This is a genomic window from Pseudomonas sp. PDM21 (assembly GCF_014852505.2).
Taxonomy (GTDB): domain Bacteria; phylum Pseudomonadota; class Gammaproteobacteria; order Pseudomonadales; family Pseudomonadaceae; genus Pseudomonas.
In genome coordinates this window covers 6,021,580-6,038,427 of the sequence record NZ_CM181223.1, presented here as the reverse complement: position 1 = coordinate 6,038,427, position 16,848 = coordinate 6,021,580, and the positions used below count along the sequence as shown (strand labels likewise).

9 protein-coding genes are annotated in these 16,848 nt (G+C 66.0%); 2 read left to right on the top strand and 7 right to left on the bottom strand.

Going from position 1 to position 16,848, the window contains the following annotated elements:
• Nucleotides 1–63: 63 nt before the first annotated feature.
• From IB275_RS27875 to IB275_RS27865, 3 genes are all read right to left on the bottom strand, one after another.
• Nucleotides 64–1,806 carry a potassium/proton antiporter gene (locus IB275_RS27875; protein ID WP_081515459.1) on the bottom strand — a complete coding sequence of 581 codons (1,743 nt, stop codon included), beginning with the start codon at nt 1,804–1,806 and terminating at the stop codon, nt 64–66.
• 100 nt (nt 1,807–1,906) lie between these two features.
• Nucleotides 1,907–2,590: a hypothetical protein gene (locus IB275_RS27870; protein WP_192293098.1), complete on the bottom strand. Its 684-nt coding sequence runs from the start codon at nt 2,588–2,590 to the stop codon at nt 1,907–1,909.
• Between the two features lie 165 nt (nt 2,591–2,755).
• Entirely contained in the window at nt 2,756–4,558 is a 1,803-nt protein-coding gene (locus IB275_RS27865; protein WP_192293096.1) for an acyl-CoA dehydrogenase, read from the bottom strand.
• Between the two features lie 178 nt (nt 4,559–4,736).
• Here IB275_RS27865 and IB275_RS27860 point away from each other — a divergent pair, with 178 nt between their 5' ends.
• Nucleotides 4,737–5,573 carry a 23S rRNA (adenine(2030)-N(6))-methyltransferase RlmJ gene (locus IB275_RS27860; RefSeq protein WP_192293094.1) on the top strand — a complete coding sequence of 279 codons (837 nt, stop codon included), beginning with the start codon at nt 4,737–4,739 and terminating at the stop codon, nt 5,571–5,573.
• Nucleotides 5,574–5,623: 50 nt separating this feature from the next.
• Here IB275_RS27860 and msrA read toward each other — a convergent pair whose 3' ends face one another.
• The 4 genes from msrA to aceE all read right to left on the bottom strand — a co-directional run bounded on the left by msrA (nt 5,624) and on the right by aceE (nt 13,658).
• The gene (msrA, locus tag IB275_RS27855) at nt 5,624–6,271 is read right to left on the bottom strand and encodes a peptide-methionine (S)-S-oxide reductase MsrA (RefSeq protein ID WP_151188528.1); all 648 of its coding nucleotides are present in this window, start codon (nt 6,269–6,271) and stop codon (nt 5,624–5,626) included.
• 110 nt (nt 6,272–6,381) lie between these two features.
• Entirely contained in the window at nt 6,382–9,081 is a 2,700-nt protein-coding gene (locus tag IB275_RS27850) for a putative bifunctional diguanylate cyclase/phosphodiesterase (protein ID WP_192293092.1), read from the bottom strand.
• A 273-nt stretch (nt 9,082–9,354) separates the two neighbouring features.
• Nucleotides 9,355–10,998 carry a dihydrolipoyllysine-residue acetyltransferase gene (aceF, locus tag IB275_RS27845; protein ID WP_192293090.1) on the bottom strand — a complete coding sequence of 548 codons (1,644 nt, stop codon included), beginning with the start codon at nt 10,996–10,998 and terminating at the stop codon, nt 9,355–9,357.
• Nucleotides 10,999–11,009: 11 nt separating this feature from the next.
• Nucleotides 11,010–13,658 (bottom strand): pyruvate dehydrogenase (acetyl-transferring), homodimeric type, encoded by a 2,649-nt coding sequence (aceE, locus tag IB275_RS27840; protein ID WP_081515467.1) that lies wholly within the window; start codon nt 13,656–13,658, stop codon nt 11,010–11,012.
• 244 nt (nt 13,659–13,902) lie between these two features.
• On the opposite strand from aceE, the gene glnE reads away from it, so the two are divergent.
• The gene (glnE, locus tag IB275_RS27835) at nt 13,903–16,848 is read left to right on the top strand and encodes a bifunctional [glutamate--ammonia ligase]-adenylyl-L-tyrosine phosphorylase/[glutamate--ammonia-ligase] adenylyltransferase (RefSeq protein WP_192293088.1); all 2,946 of its coding nucleotides are present in this window, start codon (nt 13,903–13,905) and stop codon (nt 16,846–16,848) included.

Below are 16,848 nucleotides of genomic sequence, written 5' to 3'. Positions count from 1 at the left end.
GAAAAAAGTGGAGTGAGGGTAGTGCTGGCTGGCCGGCACCCGCAAGCGGGCGCCGGTGGGCGGTCAGAGGAAGAGTCCCGGACCGGGACGACCTTCGGGGAATTTGACCCCGACCTTGCGGATCTTGTTCCCGTCCAGGGCGGCCACGGTCCAGGTCAGGCCGTTCCATTCAACCTGGTCGCCGATGATCGCCTGGCCGCCGATTTCGTGGGCGATGAAGCGGCCCAGGTTCTGCTCGCCGTCGACGCCTTCAAGCTTCAGGCCGTAGAGCGAGGCTACGGCGGACAACTGGGCGTCGCCCTCGAGGACGAAGTCGCCGAAGAAGCGTGCACTGAGGCCGCGATCCGGCGCCTGGCTGAACAGCTTGCCCAGTGGCGAGAGGTCATGCTCGTGGCCGATCACGCAGAGAATGTCGTCGGCTTCGAGGATGGTACTGCCGGACGGGTGCAGCAGTTGGGTGCCACGGAACAGCGCAGCGATACGCGTTCCCTCGGGCATCTTCAGTTCGCGCAGGGCGGCGCCGATGCACCACTTTTCCTTGCTCAGGTGGTAGACGAACAGCTCCCACTCGCTGGTCGGGTGGACTTCCAGGCCGGCGCGGGAGATCGGCGCCGGGTCCGGCGGCACCACCACGCGCAGCAGCTTGGCGGCCCAGGGCAGGCTGGTGCCCTGCACCAGCAGCGAAACCAGCACGATGAAGAAGGCCACGTTGAAGAACAACTGGGCGTTAGGCAGCCCGGCCATCAGCGGGAACACCGCGAGAATGATCGGCACCGCGCCGCGCAGGCCGACCCAGGCGATGAAGGCCTTTTCGCGGCCATGGAAGGCGCGGAACGGGAACAGGCCGACCAGCACCGACAGCGGACGAGCGAAGAGGATCATCCACAGCGCCAGGCCCAGGGCGGGCAGGGCGATCGGCCAGAGGTCGTGGGGCGTGACCAGCAGGCCCAGCACCAGGAACATGCCGATCTGCGCCAGCCATGCCATGCCGTCGAGCATGTGCATGATGCCGTGGCGCGATCGGATCGGCTGGTTGCCCAGCACCAGGCCGCACAGGTAGATGGCGAGGATGCCGCTGCCGTGCACCGCGTTGGCCAGGGCGAAGATCAGCAGGCCGCCGCTGATCGCCAGCAGCGGATAGAGGCCGTTGGCCAGGTGGATGCGGTTGATCACCTGCAGCAGCAGCCAGCCGCCGGCGAGGCCGAGCACCGAGCCGATGCCGAACTCGCGCAGGAAGTGCCAGAGGAAGCTCCAGGACAGGCCGCTTTCGCCGTGGGCGAGCATGTCGATCAGGGTGACGGTGAGGAACACCGCCATGGGGTCGTTGCTACCTGATTCGATTTCCAGGGTGGCGGTGACCCGCTCGTTCAGGCCCTTGCCGCCGAGCAGTGAGAACACGGCCGCGGCGTCGGTGGAGCCGACGATGGCGCCGATCAGCAGCCCTTCCATCCAGCTCAGCTTGAACAGCCAGGCGGCAGCGATGCCGGTCAACCCTGCGGTGATCAGCACCCCGGCGGTGGCCAGTGACAGGGCTGGCCAGAGGGCTACGCGGAAACTCGACACCCGTGTGCGCAAACCGCCGTCCAGCAGGATCACCGCCAGCGCCAGGTTGCCCACCAGGTAGGCCATGGGATAGTTGGAGAAGCCGATGCCGCCGGGGCCGTCGGTGCCCGCGATCATGCCCACGGCGAGGAAGATGACCAGAATCGGGATGCCCAGGCGCGAGGACAGCGAGCTGACCAGGATGCTCATGCCGATCAGCACAGCAGCGATCAGGAAATAGCTGTTGATGGCCACGGCATCCAAGGTGTCGACCTCCTGGGGAGTAGGGGAGTGGCGACGCTACTTGGGGATCAGGATGCAGGCCGCATGCCAATCGATTCTAACCTGCGGATTTACAAGGCTGTCAAAGGTTTGTTGAGGACCGTTCGGCGGCGCTTTCCGGCCACGCCCCGGCGGTGGCCCAGGTAGGTACCAGACTCGGCGACGTCACTTGGGTGGGCGCCCAGGCGACGGCCTCGCTCAGGGGCAGCCGGACGGCATCGAGGCAGGCCTGGCGATCACGCTGCAAGGTGGTGCGGGCCTTGGTCACTTCGCCGGCCATATTCGCCTCGCCGCCGATGGCGCGGACCTGCGTATGCCACAGATGGCGGGCCGAGCTGCCGGCGACGCCGCAGCTACCCAGCGGGTCGTAGTAGGACGAGCCGAACTGGGCGTAGCCGGCGTTGACCAGGGCATTGAAGTAGCGGCTCTGCGCGGCGATCGATTTGCCGTCGCCGCCGCGCAGGACTTCGAGACCGTTGGACATGGCCTTGTCGACGCTTTGCAGATAGTCGTCGGCGTGCTGCAAGGCTTCCGCGTTGGGATCGGTGAAGATCGGCGCAGAGTTCAGTGAGGACGCCTGGTTGCTTTGCGGGCTGCTCTGGGGCAGCGCATCGGCAGGGCCTGTATTGAACAGCGCGAGTACGCAGCCCAGCGCGGCAATAACCGCGAAGAGCGGGAAGAGATGCAGGCAGTGGCGGGAAGTGGTGGCGAGTAAGGAGGGATGCATGGCCAGGGTCGTGAAGGCAAAAAGTTGCGCGGGCGCCATTCAACGGCAATCGCCCCCGGCTTCGCTGTCGGCCTGGTCAGCTGTTGTTGTGGGAATTTTCCTTCAGTTCACTCGGCTTCCTGCTGCATTCCTGGCAGAGCCGCCCTTATCCGCAGGCATAAAAAAGCCCCGGACGTGACCGGGGCGAAAGGGACATGCGGGGGCCTAGAACCAGGCGTCCTGCATGGTGGAACAGGTATCGTCGCGGCCTTCGAGCAGGGCGAGGTCGTGGTGGCAGGACGGTACTTCCCAGGTCAGGAAGTAGCGCGCGGCCTGCAGCTTGCCGCGGTAGAAGTCGGCGTCCGACGCATCGCCGCGCGCCAGACCTTCCTCGGCGCGAATGGCCTGCTCCAGCCAGCGCCAGCCGATCACGGCATGGCCGAAGACCTTCAGGTACAGCGCGGAGTTGGCGAGGCCCTGGGCCACGCGGCCCTGCATCAGGTCGCCGAGCAGGCTCAGGGTAGTCGCGGACAGGCGCGCCATCAGTTGCTCCAGCGGTTCGCGCAGCTTGTCCAGCGACGGGTGGGCGCTGGCGCGCTCGCAGCACTGGCTGATCAGGCGGGTCAGCTGCTTGAGGCCGGCACCGTTGTTCTGCGCCAGCTTGCGGCCCAGCAGGTCCAGCGACTGGATGCCGTGGGTGCCTTCGTGGATCGGGTTCAGGCGGTTGTCGCGGTAGTACTGCTCCACCGGGTATTCACGGGTGTAGCCGTGGCCGCCGAGGATCTGGATCGCCAGCTCGTTGGCCTTCAGGCAGAACTCCGAGGGCCAGGATTTGACGATCGGGGTGAGCAGGTCGAGCAGCTCGTGGGCCTGCTTGCGTTCTTCTTCGGTGGCCAGCGTCTCGCAGTCATCCACCAGACGCGCGGCGTAAAGGCCGAGGTCGAAGGCGCCTTCGACGTAGGCCTTCTGGGTCAGCAGCATGCGCCGTACGTCGGTGTGCTCGATGATCGATACCGGCGCGGAGGTCGGGTCCTTGGCGTCCACCGGGCGGCCCTGCGGGCGTTCGCGGGCGTACTCCAGGGAGTACAGGTAGCCGGCGTAGCCGAGCATGATGGCGCCCATGCCGACGCCGATGCGCGCCTCGTTCATCATCTGGAACATGTAGGCCAGGCCGTGGTGCGGCTTGCCGACCAGATAGCCGACGCACTCGCCCTTGTCACCGAAGTTGAGGGCAGTGGAGGTGGTACCGCGCCAGCCCATCTTGTGGAACAGGCCGGCCAGGGTCACGTCGTTGCGCGCGCCGAGCGAGCCGTCTTCGTTGACCAGGAACTTGGGCACGATGAACAGGCTGATGCCCTTCACGCCGGGCGGTGCGTCCGGCAGCTTGGCCAGCACCATGTGCACGATGTTGTCCGACAGCGGGTGGTCGCCGCCGGAGATGAAGATCTTGTTGCCCTTGATCCGGTAGCTGCCGTCGGCGGCCGGTTCCGCGCGGGTGCGGATGTCGGCCAGGGACGAGCCGGCATGGGGCTCGGTCAAGGCCATGGTGCCGAACCAGCGGCCTTCGATCATCGGCTGCAGGAACAGGCGTTTCTGTTCTTCGCTGCCGAAGGTTTCGATCAGGTGGCTGGAGCCCATGCTGAGCATCGGGTAGGACGAGGTGGCAATGTTGGCCGACTGGAAGTGCGCGAAGCAGGCGCGCGCCAGCAGGTGCGGCAGCTGCATGCCACCCTGTTCGAAGCTGCGCGAGGCGTTCTGGAAACCGGCCTCGTTGAAGGCGTCCACCGCCGGCTTCACTTCCGGGATGAGCACCGCGCCGCCGTCGACGTACTGCGGTTCGTTCTCGTCGTTCTTGCGGTTGTGCGGGGCGAACAGCTCCTCGGCGATGCCGCGGGCGGTGCCCAGGGCGGCGTCGAAGGTCTCGCGGTTGTGCTCGGCGAAGCGTTCGCGCTGGGTCAGAGCCTCTGCGTCGAGCACTTCGTAGAGTTCGAAAGCGAGGTTGCGGGAGCTGAGCAGGGTCTCGGACATGGATCGACCTCCGTGGGAATCTGCGCAGTCTAGTCTGGTGAATGAAGCGCGCACAGAATCATCCATGAGCGTGATAAAGGGCTAAAACGCCCGGCCTCCCGGCGGGCCCCGGCGACGGCGGGCTCGCACCGCACCCGCCCCAGGACCTAAACTGCGCGCCTTGAGGAGTCCGCTATCCATGAACTACCGCCACGCCTACCACGCCGGTAACCACGCCGACGTGCTGAAACACATCGTCCTCGCCCGCATCTTCGCGCTGATGGCGCGCAAGGACACGCCCTTCGCCTACCTCGACAGCCATTCCGGCATCGGCCTCTACGACCTGCTGGGCGATGAAGCCAGCCGCACCGGCGAGTGGGAATCGGGCATCGGTCGCCTGGTCGAGCGCGATGACCTGCCGGAGCTGCTGGAGGATTACCTGGGCGTCGTGAGTGCGCTGAATCCCGACGGTGGCCTGGAGTTCTACCCCGGCTCGCCGGAGCTGGCGCGTCGCCTGACCCGCCCGCAGGACCGGGTGATGCTCAACGAATTGCACCCCGAAGATGGTCGCCTGCTCAAGGCCAACATGGCCGGCGAGCGCCGCATCTCGGTTCACCAGGGCGACGGCTGGCTGCTGCCCCGCGCCTTCCTGCCCGTTTCCGAGAAGCGTGGCGTGCTGCTGATCGACCCGCCCTTCGAGCAACCGGATGACCTGGAGCGCTGCGTGACCGCGCTGGACGAGGCCATCGGCCGCATGCGTCAGACCGTGATCGCCATCTGGTACCCGATCAAGGACCGTCGCCAGCTCAAGCGTTTCTACCAGCGCCTGGAGAAGAGCTCGGCGCCGAAGATGCTGCGCGTGGAGCTGTGCGTGCACCCGGCCGAGACGGCCGATCGTTTGAACGGCTCCGGACTGGTGATCGTGAACCCGCCGTGGCCGCTGGACGAGGAGCTGCGCGGCCTGCTGCCGTGGTTGGCCGAGACACTGGCGCAGAGCGAAGGCAGCAGCCAGGTGGACTGGCTGATCGCCGAATGAAAAAAGCCCCGGCAGTGCCGGGGCTTTTTCGTGGCGTGGCCGGCGAAGCTTCACGCCGGCAGGCAGACGCCTGTGCCACCCAGGCCGCAATAGCCGTTGGGGTTCTTCGCCAGGTACTGCTGGTGGTAGGCCTCGGCGTAGTAGAACGGCGGCACTTCGCGGATTTCCGTGGTGATCGCGCCGTAACCCTTGGCGTCGAGTTCCTTCTGGAAGGCCGCGCGGCTGGCGTCGATGGCGGCTTTCTGCGCCTGGTCGAACCAGTAGATCACCGAGCGGTACTGGGTGCCGGTGTCGTTGCCCTGGCGCATGCCCTGGGTCGGATCGTGGGATTCCCAGAACACCTTCAGCAGCGCCTCGATGCTGGTTTCGCGCGGGTCATACGCCACCAGCACCACTTCGCTGTGGCCGGTCAGGCCGGAGCAGACTTCGTCGTAGGTCGGGTTCGGCGTGAAGCCGCCGGCATAGCCCACCGCGGTGACCCACACGCCTGGCTGTTGCCAGAAGCGCCGCTCGGCGCCCCAGAAGCAGCCCAGGCCGACAACGATCTGCTGTACGCCGGCCGGGTAGGGCGCGGACAGCGGGCGGCCATTGACGTAATGCGCTTCGGGCACTGGCATCGGGCTTTCACGCCCCGGCAGGGCCTGGGCGGAGCTGGGCAGTTCCAGCTTGTGGGCAAGTATTTGCGAGCGCAGGGTCATGGCATTCGTCTCCTCTGAGTAGGGGCGGCAATAGACTCGGGTACTCGCCGAAGATTACAGCGTTTTATCCGGGAACGGGGATGGCTGCGGGCACGCCGTGCCAGCGCGGCTCAGTGCGGGCGGCAGGGGTAGCGCTGCAGGCTGGAGGAGAGGTCGTGGCTGGGGATGGGCTTGTCGAACAGGTAGCCCTGGCCGATGTCGCAGCGGTTGCGCCGCAGGAAGGCCAGCTGGGCGGCGGTCTCGACGCCTTCGGCGACCACCTGCAGCTTGAGGTTGTGGGCCATGGCGATCACCGCCGAGGTGATTTCCATGTCGTCCTGGTTGTCCGGGATGTCCTTGATGAAGCTGCGATCGATCTTGATCACGTCGATGGGGAATTTCTTCAGGTAGCTCAGCGACGAGTAGCCGGTGCCGAAGTCGTCCATGGCCAGGGTCAGGCCGAGGCTCTTCAGGCGCTCCAACTGCTGGCGGGTGTCGTCGGTGGCATCCAGCAGCAGGCTTTCGGTGAGTTCAAGCTCGAGCTGGCAGGCCGGGATGCTTTCCTCGTGGAGGATCGCGGCGATGGAGCCGACCAGGTCCGGGTCGCTGAACTGCTTGGGCGACAGGTTGATCGCCATGTGCAGCTCGCCCAGGCCCCTGGCGGCCAGCTCGCGTACCTGGCGGCAGGCCTGGCGGATCACCCATTTGCCGATGGGGATGATCAGCCCGGTTTCTTCGGCGACGCTGATGAACTGGTCCGGGCGGATCATGCCCTTCTCCGGGTGCTGCCAGCGCAGCAGAGCTTCCAGACCGAGCAGCGCGCCACTGCGCAGGCACAGCTTGGGCTGGTAGTGCACCGCCAGTTCGTCCTGCACCAGCGCGCGGCGCAGGTTGCTCTCGACGAACAGTTTGTAGCTGGCCTCGGCGGTCATCGCCTCGGTGAAGGTCTGCACCTGGTGCTTGCCGTTGGCCTTGGCCTTGTGCAGCGCCAGGCCCGCGTGCTTCATCAGGGTCTGCGGGTCCTGCCCGTGCTGCGGCGCGTAGGCGATGCCCACGGAACCGGTGATGCTGATCAGTTGGTTGTCGACGAACAGCGGCTTGTCGAGCACGTCGAGGATCTGCGCGGCGACCTTCTCGCCACGGCCGGCCACGGACTCCTCCAGCAGCACGGCGAATTCGTTGCTGGCGAAGCGCGCCAGGGTGGCGCTGTCGCTCAGGCTGCTGCGCAGGCGGCGGGCGAGGTTGGCCAGCAGCTTGTCGCCGGTCTGGTGACCGAGGCTGTCGTTGATCCGCTTGAAGTTGTCGATGTCCACCAGCAGCAGACTCAACGAATGCTCGCTGCCCACCTGCAGGCGTTCTTCCAGGGCGTTGATGAAGAAGTGCCGGTTGGCCAGGCCCGTGAGGTTGTCGCGGTAGGCGAGCTTCTCGATGTGCTGCTGGGCCAGCTTGCTCTGGGTGATGTCTTCGTAGATGCCGATGTAGTGCGTCAGCTCGCCCTTGTCGTCGTAGACCTTGGACAGCGACAGCTGGCCCCAGTAGGGCTCGAGGTTCTTGCGCCGGCTGCGGAACTCGCCCTGCCAGCTGTTCTGCGTGACCAGGGTGGAGCGTGCGTCGAACAGCAGCTCGCTGAGGTTCGCCAGTGCCGGCAGCTCCGGCAGGCGGCGGCCACGCACTTCGTCGGCGCCGTACTGGGTGATCGCGGTGAAGCTCGGGTTGACGTATTCCACCAGGCCGTCACGGTCGATCAGCAGGAAGGCGCTGGCGCTCTGCTCGACGGCGCGCTGGAACAGGTGCAGGGCGCTGGAGACGTTGCGCCGCTCGTGATTCATCAGCACCTGGGCGTATTGGTCGGCCAGTTCGCCGGCGAAGGCGATCTCGTCGCTCTGCCACATGCGCACTTCGCCGACGTGTTCCAGGCAGAGCACACCGACCACTTCGCCGCCGACGCGAATGGTGGCGTCGAGCATGGCGCTGATGCCTTGCGGGCGCAGGTAGCGCTGGGCCAGTTCCTGGGTGCGCGGGTCCTGCTGGGCGTTGTGGGCGTCGATGGCGCGGCCGCTGTGGACCGCGTCGAGGTAATTGGGGAAGTTGCTGGCGTCGATGTCCTGCGGCTTTTCGTACTGGTCGGTGTCGCGGCGGTAGATGGTCACCGCTTCCAGGCGATGGTCGGTGTGCAGGCGCCAGATGCCCGCGCGGGCCACGTCATAGGCCTCGCAGGCGGCCTGGGCGATCAGCTGGGCGGCTTCGAGCAGCGGGTCGCTGGACAGGTAGCGGTGGCGCGCCAGGCGCACGATCAGGTTCTGCTGGGTGCGCGAGCGCACCAGGTGCTGCAGGTGTTCGTCCTGGGAGCGCTGGTACATCTCCAGGGACATCTTCAGGCGGATGTTCTGCGCTTCCAGGTCCAGCAGGCGCGGGTCCAGTTCGGTTTCGTGCTCGTCCGCCTCGGTCTGCAGCAGATAGCCGTGGAGCAGCTGGCGGCCGTGTTGCTGGAAGCTTTCGCCGACCTCCAGCACGTTCAGCGTGCCGCGCGGCGAGTGGAGCAGGTAGCGCACCCGGTAACGGCCGTCCTTGAGCAGTTGCTGCTGCACCTGCTCATGAAGGCGATGGCGCGCTTCGGGCTCCATCAGGCTGGCGTAGGGGGCGTCGAGGATGCCGCAGAGGTCCTGGGCCGGCACGCCGATCTGGCGTTCGCAGCCGGGGTCGAGGAACAGCAGGGTCCAGCTGGGTTCATTCAGGCGCTCGAAGCGCAGCATCCCGAGCCTCGAAGGGACGGGAAGCTGCGTGACAACCTCGGCCGCCTGACGGCTGGCGGCATCGGGATGACTCTTCATGCGCGGTGGATTTCCAGGGTGCTGGACGAGGTACATGGCCTCGCCCGACTTCTATGGGCGTTGGCAAGATTTGCATGAGGCACGGGGCCATGACAAGCCAAGACTGTATCGGCCGTCACAGAGCGAAGTTGAGGCAGTGCCGGGAGCCAGGCGTGACCGCCGGTCCGGACAAAAAGAAGCCCCGCCATCCGGCAGGGCTGGAGAGTACGAGCGTGGCGTGCTCGTCGAGAGGAAGGCCGGCGCGGGGCCGGCCTTTTACAACACTTGCAGCGCTTACAGGAGCAGGGTGCGGATATCACCCAGCAGGTCGGACAGGCGCTTGGTGTAGCGCGCGGCGGCCGCCCCGTTGATCACGCGGTGATCGTAGGACAGCGACAGCGGCAACATCAGGCGCGGCTGGAAGGCCTTGCCGTCCCACACCGGCTGCATGGTCGCCTTGCTGACACCCAGGATCGCCACTTCCGGCGCGTTGACGATCGGCGTGAAGCCGGTGCCGCCAATGTGGCCGAGGCTGGAGATGGTGAAGCAGGCGCCCTGCATGGCGTCGGCGGAGAGCTTCTTGGTGCGCGCTTTCTCGGCCAGTTCGGCGGCTTCGGCGGCGAGCTGCAGGAGGCTCTTCTGGTCGACGTTCTTGATCACCGGGACCAGCAGACCGTCCGGCGTGTCCACGGCGAAGCCGATGTTCACGTACTTCTTGCGGATCAGCGCCTTGCCGCTGGGGGCCAGCGAGCTGTTGAAGTCCGGCATTTCCTTGAGCAGGTGAGCGCAGGCCTTGAGCAGGATCGGCAGCACGGTCAGCTTGACGCCGGCCTTCTCCGCGACCGCTTTCTGGGCCACGCGGAAGGCTTCCATCTCGGTGATGTCGGCCGAGTCGAACTGGGTCACGTGCGGCACGTTCAGCCAGCTGCGGTGCAGGTTGGCGGCGCCAACCTGCATCAGGCGGGTCATGGCCACTTCTTCCACTTCGCCGAACTTGCTGAAGTCGACTTCCGGAATCGGCGGGATGCCCGCGCCGCCGGTAGCGCCAGCCGGTGCGCCGGATTTGGCGCGTTGCAGCTGTTCCTTGACGAACGCCTGCACGTCTTCCTTGAGGATACGTCCCTTGGGACCGGTGCCTTTGACTTCACCCAGCTCGACGCCGAACTCGCGGGCGACCATGCGCACCGCGGGGCCTGCGTGAACCTTGGTGCCGTCACGGCTGGGCGCACCCACCGGAGCAGCTTCCGGAGCCTTGGCCTGAGCCGCGGCAGCCGGTGCCGGAACTGCGGCCGGAGCGGCAGCGGCCGGAGCCGGTGCAGCAGCCGGAGCTTCTGCGGCGGCCGGGGCTGCAGCGCCCGCGACCTTGAGCTTGAGGATCAGGTCGCCGGTGCCGACTTCGTCACCGATCTTGATCGATACGCTCTCCACCAGGCCGGAAGCCGGCGAGGGGATTTCCATGCTGGCCTTGTCCGACTCCAGGGTGATCAGCGACTGGTCGGCTTCGACCGTGTCGCCGGCTTTCACCATGACTTCGATGACGTTGGCCTTGCCGGCCGAGCCGATGTCCGGGACGTGGATGTCCTGGACGCTGGCTGCGGCGGGCGCGGCAGCCGGCGCCGGGGCAGCGGCCGGAGCCTCTGCCTTCGGAGCTTCCGCAGCCGGAGCCGGCGCTTCGGCCTTGGGCGCTTCGGCGGCAGCCGAACCACCCTCGACTTCCAGCTCGAGGATTTCGTCGCCTTCCTTCAGGGTGTCGCCCACCTTGACCTTCAGGCTCTTCACCACGCCGGCCCTGGGCGAGGGGATTTCCATGCTGGCCTTGTCGGATTCCAGGGTCAGCAGGCTCTGATCGGCCTCGACGGTGTCGCCGACCTTGACCAGCAGTTCGATCACTTCACCCTGACCATTGCCGATGTCGGGTACACGAATCAGTTCGCTCATCGTGCCTCTCCTCAGCAGTCCAGCGGGTTGCGTTTTTCGGGGTTGATGCCGAACTTGGCGATGGCTTCCGCCACGACCTTGGGTTCGATATCACCGCGATCGGCCAGGGCTTCCAGCGCGGCCAGCACGACCCAGTGGCGGTCGACTTCGAAGAAGTCGCGCAGCTTGCGGCGGCTGTCGCTGCGGCCGAAGCCGTCGGTGCCCAGGACCTTGAACTCCTTGCTCGGCACCCACTGACGGATCTGCTCGGCGTAGAGCTTCATGTAGTCGGTGGAAGCGATCACCGGGCCCTTGCGGCCGGCGAGGCATTCTTCGACGTAGCTCTGCTTGGGCTTCTGGCCCGGGTGCAGGCGGTTCCAGCGCTCGACAGCCAGGCCGTCGCGGCGCAGTTCGTTGAAGCTCGGTACCGACCAGACGTCGGCGCCGATGCCGAAGTCTTCGCGCAGGATCTTCGCGGCGGCTTCGACTTCGCGCAGGATGGTGCCCGAACCCAGCAGCTGCACGTGATGCGCGGCGTCCTTCTTGTCCTCATCGAGCAGGTACATGCCCTTGATGATGCCTTCCTCTGCGCCCTTGGGCATGGCCGGCTGGACGTAGTTCTCGTTCATCACGGTGATGTAATAGAAGATGTCCTGCTGCTCTTCGATCATCTGGCGCGAACCTTCGCGGATGATCACCGCCAGCTCGTATGCGTAGGTCGGATCGTAGGTGCGGCAGTTCGGGATGGTCGCCGCCAGCAGGTGACTGTGACCGTCTTCGTGCTGCAGGCCTTCACCGTTGAGGGTGGTACGGCCGGCGGTGCCGCCGATCAGGAAGCCGTGCGCGCGGCTGTCGCCAGCGGCCCAGGCCAGGTCGCCGATACGCTGGAAACCGAACATCGAGTAGAAGATGTAGAACGGCAGCATCGGCTGGTTGTGCGTGGAGTACGAGGTACCCGCGGCGATCCAGCTGGACATGGCGCCGGCTTCGTTGATGCCTTCCTCGAGGATCTGACCTTTCTTGTCCTCGCGGTAGAACATCACCTGGTCTTTATCCACCGGCTCGTACAGCTGGCCGACGGAGGAGTAGATACCCAGCTGACGGAACATGCCTTCCATACCGAAGGTACGGGCTTCGTCCGGCACGATCGGGACGATGCGCGGGCCGAGTTCCTTGTCCTTGACCAGCTGCGAGATGATCCGCACGAAGGCCATGGTGGTGGAGATTTCGCGGTCGCCCGAGCCGTCGAGCATGGCCTTGAGGGTTTCCAGCGGGGGAACCGGGACCTGGAAGCTCTTCTCGCGGCGAACCGGCATCACGCCGCCCAGCGCGGCACGGCGGGAAGCCAGGTACTTGGCTTCGGCGCTGCCTTCCTCGGGGCGGTAGAACGGCAGGTTTTCCAGGTCGGCATCCTTGATCGGGATGTCGAACTTGTCGCGGAACGACTTCAGGGACTCGACGTCGACCTTCTTGACGTTGTGCGCGATGTTCTTCGCTTCGCCCGAACCGGTACCGTAGCCCTTGATGGTCTTGGCCAGGATGACGGTCGGCTGGCCCTTGTGGTTGACCGCCTGGTGGTAGGCCGCATAGACCTTGTAGGGGTCGTGGCCGCCACGGTTGAGTTTCCAGACTTCCTCGTCGGAGAGGTCCTTGACCATCTCCAGCAGCTCCGGACGCGCACCAAAGAAGTGCTCACGCACGTAGGCGCCGTCTTTGGCCTTGTAGTTCTGGTACTCGCCGTCGATGACCTCGTCCATGCGCTGCTGCAGCAGGCCGGCGGTATCCTTGGCGAACAGCGGGTCCCAGAAGCGACCCCAGACCACCTTGTTGACGTTCCATTCGGCGCCACGGAACACGCCTTCGAGTTCCTGGATGATCTTGCCGTTGCCGCGAACCGGGCCGTCGAGGCGCTGCAGGTTGCAGTTGATGACGAAGATCAGGTTGTCCAGCTTCTCGCGGCCAGCCAGGGAGATCGCGCCCAGGGATTCGGGCTCGTCGCACTCGCCGTCGCCCATGAAGCACCAGACCTTCTGCTTGCCGGCGGGGATGAAGCCGCGGCTTTCCAGGTACTTCATGAAGCGCGCCTGGTAGATCGCCTGGATCGGGCCCAGACCCATGGAAACGGTCGGGAACTGCCAGAAGTCCGGCATCAGCCAGGGGTGCGGGTAGGAAGACAGGCCGTTGCCGTCCACTTCCTGGCGGAAGTTGTTCAGCTGGTCTTCGCTGATGCGGCCTTCGAGGAAGGCGCGGGCGTAGACGCCGGGGGAGGCGTGGCCCTGGAAGAACACCAGGTCGCCGCCGTGTTCGTCGGTCGGGGCCTGGAAGAAGTAGTTGAAGCCAACGTCATACAGGGTCGCCGAGGAGGCGAAGGAGGAGATGTGACCACCCAGATCCGGGTCGGCCTTGTTGGCCTTCATCACCATCGCCAGGGCGTTCCAGCGCACCAGGGAGCGGATGCGGCGTTCCATGAACAGGTCGCCGGGCATGCGGGCTTCGTGGGTGACCGGGATGCTGTTGCGGTACGGCGTGGTGATCGCGTAGGGCAGTTGGGTGCCGGACCGGCTGGCCAGCTCGCCCATACGGGTCATCAGGTAATGGGCGCGGTCTTCACCTTCACGGTCCAGGACCGATTCCAGGGCGTCCAGCCATTCCTGGGTTTCGACGGGATCGAGGTCTTGCATGGCTTGCTCCAGGGCGGAAAGGCTTCCAGAATCGGAAGCCAGTAGATCGTTGCCGATAGCTGCGCCAACCTCGTGGGCGACGCGGCGAATTCTTGGAAGTGCTCCGGGGGTACGCCCGGCGGGTTGTAGTTTTACTACAAATCGCCAGCGGATACATCCCTCCCCCTGAAAAAGTTAGTAGTAAAACTACAGGGGCGCGAAAAGACAGGAATGCCGGCGCCTCGCCGACCACTCAGGATAGACCATGAGCCTGCCGTCCCTGGCCGCTTTGCCGGCTACTCTCAAGCCTCTCGCCGAGCGCGCTGAGCAGAATTTCCGCACCGCCATCGCCGCGCTTTCCGCCGAGCAGATCGCCAGTTTCGACAGCTGGTCCGACGAGCGGCATGCCGATTTCGCCCGCGTCACCGCCGGCAGCGATTTCGTCGCCGAGCAGGTCCAGCGCGATCCTGCCTTTCTATTGGCGCTGGCCGCGACCGGCGAGCTGGAGCGTGCCCTGCAGCCCGGCGAGATGGGCGCGCAGCTGGAAGCGCTGCTGGCCGACTGCGCCGATGAGGACGAGCTGGGCCGCCGCCTGCGCCGCTTCCGCCGGCGCCAGCAGATGCGCATCATCTGGCGCGACCTGACCCGCCGCAGCGACCTGGCCGGCACCTGCCGCGACCTGTCGGACCTCGCCGACGCCAGCATCGACCAGTCCCTGGCGTGGCTCTACCAGCGCCACTGCCAGCAGTTCGGCGTGCCCATCGGCAACCGCTCGGGCCTGCCGCAGAAGATGATCGTGCTGGGCATGGGCAAGCTGGGGGCGGGCGAGCTGAACCTGTCTTCCGACATCGATCTGATCTTCGGCTACCCCGAGGGCGGCGAGACCCAGGGCGCCAAGCGCGCGCTGGATAACCAGGAGTTCTTCACCCGTCTGGGGCAGAAGCTGATCAAGTCGCTGGATGCGATCACCGTCGAAGGTTTCGCCTTCCGCGTCGACATGCGCCTGCGTCCCTATGGCTCCAGCGGCCCGCTGGTGCACAGCTTCGCCGCGCTGGAGCAGTACTACCAGGACCAGGGGCGCGACTGGGAGCGCTACGCGATGATCAAGGCCCGCGTGGTCGGCGGCGACCAGGAGGCCGGCCAGCGCCTGCTGGAGCTGCTGCGTCCGTTCGTCTACCGGCGCTACCTGGACTTCTCCGCCATCGAGGCGCTGCGCACCATGAAGCAGCTGATCCAGCAGGAAGTCCGGCGCAAGGGCATGAGCGAGAACATCAAGCTGGGTGCCGGCGGCATCCGCGAAGTGGAGTTCATCGCCCAGGCCTTCCAGCTGATCCACGGCGGCCGTGACCTCAGCCTGCAGCAGCGACCGCTGCTGCGGGTGCTGGCGATCCTCGAGGGGCAGGGCTACCTGCCGCCGCAGGTGGTTGCCGAGCTGCGCGAGGGCTACGAGTTCCTGCGCTATGCCGAGCACGCCCTGCAAGCGATCGCCGACCGTCAGACCCAGATGCTGCCGGAGGATGAGTTCGAGCGTATCCGCGTCGCCTTCATCATGGGCTTCGCCAACTGGTCGGCCTTCCACCAGGCCACCAACCAGTGGCGCGAGCGCATCGATTGGCATTTTCGTCAGGTCATCGCCGACCCGGATGAAGATGAAGAAGGCCGGGTGGATACCACCATCGGCGGCGAGTGGATTCCGCTGTGGGAAGAGGCGGTCGATGAAGAGTCCGCCTGCCGGCAGTTCGCCGACGCCGGGTTCGCCCAGCCGGCGGCGGCCTGGAAGCGCCTGACCGACCTGCGTAATGGCCCGCAGGTGCGCGCCATGCAGCGCCTGGGCCGCGAGCGGCTGGATGCCTTTATGCCGCGCCTGCTGAACATGATCGCCGAGCGCGGCCCGGCGGATGCGCTGCTGGAGCGAGTGCTGCCGCTGATCGAGGCGGTGGCGCGGCGTTCTGCCTATCTCGTGCTGCTCACCGAAAACCCCGGCGCGCTGGAGCGCTTGCTGACGCTCTGCGCGGCCAGCCCGATGGTGGCCGAGCAGATCGCCCGCTTCCCCATCCTGCTCGACGAGCTATTGAATGAAGGGCGGCTGTTCCGTCCGCCACAGGCCGCCGAGCTGGGCGCCGAACTGCGCGAGCGGCTGATGCGCATCCCCGAGGATGACCTCGAGCAGCAGATGGAAACCCTGCGCCACTTCAAGCTGGCCCACGCCCTGCGCGTGGTGGCTTCGGAAATCGCCGGTACCTTGCCGCTGATGAAGGTCAGCGATTACCTGACCTGGCTGGCTGAAGCCATCCTCGAGCAGGTACTGAGCCTGACCTGGGACCAGTTGGTCCAGCGCCACGGCCGGCCGACCCGCGTGGACGGAACGCCTTGCGCCCCGGACTTCATCATCATCGGCTACGGCAAGTCCGGCGGTCTGGAGCTGGGCCACGGCTCTGACCTCGACCTGGTGTTCATCCACGACGGCGACCCGCAGAGCGAAACCGACGGCGCCAAGCCCATCGATGGAGCGCAGTTCTATACGCGCCTGGGGCAGAAGATCATCCACTTCCTCACCGCGCAGACGCCTTCAGGCATGCTCTACGAGGTGGACATGCGCCTGCGCCCGAGCGGTGCTTCCGGCCTGCTGGTCAGCTCGCTGCGTGCATTCGAGGCCTACCAGTTGGGCGAGGCCTGGACCTGGGAACACCAGGCGCTGGTGCGCGCCCGCGTGCTCGCCGGCTGTCAGCGGGTGGCCGTGGCGTTCGAGGCGATCCGCGCGAAAGTGCTCGGCCAGCAGCGCGACCTGGCTGAGTTGCGCAAGGAAGTCAGCGAAATGCGCGCGAAGATGCGCGACAACCTCGGCACCCCGAGCACGGCCGCCGGTACTGCGGCGAATGCCTTCGAGGCCGCGGCCCCGTTCGATCTCAAGCAGGATGCCGGTGGTATCGTCGATATCGAATTTATGGTGCAATACGCCGCCCTGGCCTGGTCGTGGCAGCACCCGGAGCTGGTGGAGTTCACCGACAATATCCGCATTCTGGAAGCCCTGGAGCGGGTCGGGTTGATGTCCGGCGAGGATGTCCTGAAGCTGCAGGACGCCTACAAGGCCTACCGGGCAGCGGCGCACCGATTGTCCCTGCAGAAGCAGCCGGGCGTGGTGAGCGGCGATCACTTCCATGCGGAACGTCGCATGGTGATGCAGATGTGGAAGGCCTTTGAGCTGACCTGA